Raw genomic sequence first — 3,761 nt, forward strand, 5'->3', positions numbered from 1 at the left:
ATTAGGACATTTCAATCTAAAAAGACAAGCGGTACGCAACAATAAGTTCAATATAACATGGAGCTGTAAATGAGAAATAAAAAGATACTCGCATTAGGATTAAGTATTACATTGGTCGCTATAATCCCGCCATTACACGCCAAGAAAACTTTACCGTCTGACATTATAGGTCGAGATTTAAATTATCCTGGCATGGGATGGTTGGGGCATGTTGGTATTGCTACAAGACCAATGACAGATCCTAGTGGCATGTCAACACCTGCCAAACGAGTAATAGAAGTACTAAATGAATCTGTAATTGGCCAGATTAATACTATAGATGATTTTAAAAGACGCTCTCCCTATTGGGGTAGTAAATATGGAGTTATTGGCAACCCAGAGCAAGGTTATAGAGTATTGGTTGAAGCGAATCATCAACGTTGGTGGGTTAGGGAATACACTAGCAATACTGATTACAGAATTGCGCAGGGAAATCCAAAGACAGGAGAAATATTCGTAACAGGTCGTTGGAGATGCGACACTTATGCCTGGTGGGCTTTTTACAGCCAGGGAGTAGATACCATGCCTGGCCACGTATGGCTACCAAGGAATATGTTTAATTTTTTCCCTTATTATAATGATGAGCGATTAATTGCCGACTCATCTGGAACAGTGGTGAATGGCGTAACAAATAAATCTTTAGATGATGTAAGTGCTGAAGATCTTAATGAAATGACCTTCGAAGAATTTCAAGCGGTAATTGACACCTCCTTAAAGGATCCAACAAACTATGTTGCTCCTATGTCAGCTTATATGCGGTTTGCTTACGACAATAGTCTTAGCGATGTTAAACGAGGCGCTATGATTGATAAAATTACATCAAAAGTCAGTGATGTAGATTTGGTTCCAAAATTATTAAGATTATATGATGAGACGGAGCGTGAAGAGGTAAAAAATAAAATAGTTAGCGGCCTTATGTTTCATGTTCAAGGAGACTTAAGAGAGCATCCAAACGTTAGAGATAAAGATTTATTGAGAGTTTTTTTTCACAGACTAATAGGTGAAAAGCTTAATCAACGTTGCGCTGACTGGGCTACAATGGGGTTTATTGACACCCACACAGCAGATGAAACGTTACAAAATCTGGATAAGATAGATACTCAATTGGCAGTTGCAACTCATCCAGCCTCAATTACCCTTAAATACAAGTTAGTTCATAAATCAAAAGAATTGCAATCTATATATATCCAGTCCATTGTGGATGAACTGCGTGAGGCAAATAATTCTGACTTAGACAGCTACTTTTTTGGACCTCTGGCTATCGGTTATCAAGGAACCGGAAAGAATTTGCTAGAGCCAGATCCCAAGCAAATAGTTATTAAGTATTTGAATGAAGTTCGCTACAAATATACCTCAAAAGGCATTAAAGCTAATCCTGAGGATTTTCACCGTGACACTACCGCCCCTTATTATTTTGAATTAATTGAAACTATGGGTATTTGATTTTTTTTGGCTCATTTTGGGTAACTGAACGAACATTAAGATAATTAAGGTGCACATACACATAAAAACTACCGTTTAATGAGAATTATTTGATAATTTTTTGAAAGCAGGAGGCATATCCTCCTGCTAAATTTAAGCATAGTTAAATGAGCGCTCTCATAGGCGCCGTCAATTTAACTTTGAGCTCGTCTTCGACCTACTGGATAGCCTAATGCATTTAAAGCATTTTTCATTCTGCGGCTTCCATAACAATACTGGCTCGCTTCAGCTATTTTCTTCACCCACTCAATAACCTTCTGATGTTCAGGATCATCTGGTTTATTTCTCTGACGGTGCTGATAACTGTAATATCCATGCCGTGTAACGCCCAGGAGTTGGCACATTAAGCCAACTGGCCAGGTCTTCTTATTTTGGGCGACAAACGAATATTTTATTTCGTTTCTTGAGCAAAGAAGACCGCCGCCTTTTTTAAGATTTCCTTTTCCATTTTCAGGCGCTTATTTTCTTCCTGCAGGCGACGTATCTCTAATTGTTCTGCTGTTAACTTGCCATTTCCTCGAAATGCTTGACCATCAGGTTCTTGATGTTCTTTAAGCCAGCGACTAAGTAGTGCTTGATGAATCCCCAAACTTTTAGCAGCTTCTGTGCAACCATAGCCTTGTTCTAATACCAGACTAACTGCATCAAGTTTGAATTCTTTAGAATACTTCTTTCTTGCTACCATTTCTTTCTCCAGTTAAGTTCATTATCTCTTAACTGGGGTGTCAAAATCTATTAGACCACGTCATTCAGGGCTGGTTCTAAAATGGTTAATCGTAAACATTCTTGCGATGACCAACGTGAATAACCAGAATAATGAAATTTTCATCTTCAATTGTAGCAAGAACTCGATAGTCACCAACGCGGTAACGCCATACACCATTTAAATCACCAGATAATGGCTTACCAAATAAGCGTGGATCTTCTGCTGGAATAATTTTTTCTTTAAGATAATTAATAATTCGCTTTTGAGCGGTATGCCCAAGCTTTCTTAGATCTTTCTCCACATCCACATCGAACTCAATCTTCCAAGCCAAGACGACCTTCCATTTCTTCAATTGTTATTCTTGGATTTTTTTTCTCTAATCGGGCTAAAGCAAGTAAATGATCCTCATGATCATCTAAAAATTCTTGGAGTGCTTTTTTTACATAATAACTTTTGGAACGATTAGTCTCATTGGCGAGATCTGAAAGTCTGTGTTCTAGCGGTTCAGGCAAACGGACTGCTAACATAGAGTTCCCCTTAATAAATATCAGTATAACAAGTATAGCATGTATTACAAAAATTTCATATTGACTGAATTTATTTGCTTGATGTTTGTGAAAGATAACGTACCTTATTTAGCACAAAGTGGGTACTTTCAATGAAAATAACCCTGTATTTACCGTTAGACTAAAGTGAAAAAGAGGAATGTTTGGGATAGATAAGATTTTTATATGGTCTTTTGCATCCAGCATAAAACAATTGTTTTAAATATCTTACATTGAGGTAGATAAGATTAATATGTGTTATTGTTGTTCAATTATAAGTGCCTCTTAAAATCCATAGATTGATGCAATACCCGAATAACAGCGATACCATAATCTGCAGTTTTGAAAAAAATAATATGAGAGCCAACATTAAACGCACGCAAATCCGGGTGAATATAATCACATTTTCGAGCAATTAAAGGATCGTCTGCAAGGCGCTGAAAGCTTGAATCAATTGCCAAAATATAATCTTCAGTTCTTTTGATGCCAAATTCACGTGTACTATATAAATAAATTGACTCAAGGTCCTCTACCGCTTTTGGATAAAGACGGTATGTTTTATTTGTCATGGGTTCTTTTCTTCATTGCCTTAAGAAAATCATGTGCATCCCATATTAGAGGATCTCCACTGGATTCTCCTTCATCAATAAGGTGATGCAGCTGTTCTAATTTTGATTTAGCTTGCCTTTCACGAAGTAAACGCAACGACTCTCTCAATACCTCGCTATTGCTTCTATAATCCCCTGAATCTACAAGTGATTCTACGTAATGGCGAAGTTCGGCACCCAAATCAACAGTCATAGTACGAGCCATAGCTACCTCTATAATGTAAGAATTTATCTTACATATAAGTATATAAGACATTGTCTTATATTGCAAATGGGCATTGGATATACTGTTTATAAAAACCACCATTTAAATAGACTCATATAATTTCAATTGGCGCCGTCAATTTAACTTTTTATGACGTAAGCAAAGAGAGCTTGGCG

Annotated in this window: 5 protein-coding genes and 1 pseudogene; 1 reads left to right on the forward strand and 5 read right to left on the reverse strand. The window is 37.1% G+C overall.

All coding sequences use genetic code 11. The features are described from left to right. Positions 1-69: 69 nt before the first annotated feature. Positions 70-1,482 (forward strand): hypothetical protein, encoded by a 1,413-nt coding sequence (locus tag Q0495_RS06460; protein ID WP_298624239.1) that lies wholly within the window; start codon positions 70-72, stop codon positions 1,480-1,482. Between the two features lie 179 nt (positions 1,483-1,661). Here the strand turns inward: Q0495_RS06460 and Q0495_RS06465 are convergent. The 5 genes and pseudogenes from Q0495_RS06465 to Q0495_RS06485 all read right to left on the reverse strand — a co-directional run. Continuing rightward, positions 1,662-2,206 (reverse strand): annotated as a pseudogene (locus tag Q0495_RS06465) (transposase); the annotation flags it as partial. An 85-nt stretch (positions 2,207-2,291) separates the two neighbouring features. Continuing rightward, positions 2,292-2,558, reverse strand: coding sequence for a type II toxin-antitoxin system RelE/ParE family toxin (locus tag Q0495_RS06470; protein WP_298624241.1), 267 nt, complete (start codon positions 2,556-2,558; stop codon positions 2,292-2,294). Beyond that, on the reverse strand, positions 2,542-2,754 hold the full coding sequence (locus Q0495_RS06475; protein WP_298624243.1) for a ribbon-helix-helix domain-containing protein: 213 nt from the start codon (positions 2,752-2,754) through the stop codon (positions 2,542-2,544). Before Q0495_RS06475 ends, Q0495_RS06470 begins: the two co-directional genes overlap by 17 nt. A 290-nt stretch (positions 2,755-3,044) precedes the next feature. After that, entirely contained in the window at positions 3,045-3,341 is a 297-nt protein-coding gene (locus tag Q0495_RS06480) for a type II toxin-antitoxin system RelE/ParE family toxin (protein WP_298624245.1), read from the reverse strand. After that, positions 3,331-3,585: a type II toxin-antitoxin system ParD family antitoxin gene (locus Q0495_RS06485; RefSeq protein WP_298624247.1), complete on the reverse strand. Its 255-nt coding sequence runs from the start codon at positions 3,583-3,585 to the stop codon at positions 3,331-3,333. The genes Q0495_RS06480 and Q0495_RS06485 overlap by 11 nt, the downstream gene beginning before the upstream one ends. Between the last annotated feature and the right edge of the window lie 176 nt (positions 3,586-3,761).

Source organism: uncultured Legionella sp. (genome assembly GCF_937871865.1).
In the GTDB taxonomy this organism is placed as follows: domain Bacteria; phylum Pseudomonadota; class Gammaproteobacteria; order Legionellales; family Legionellaceae; genus Legionella.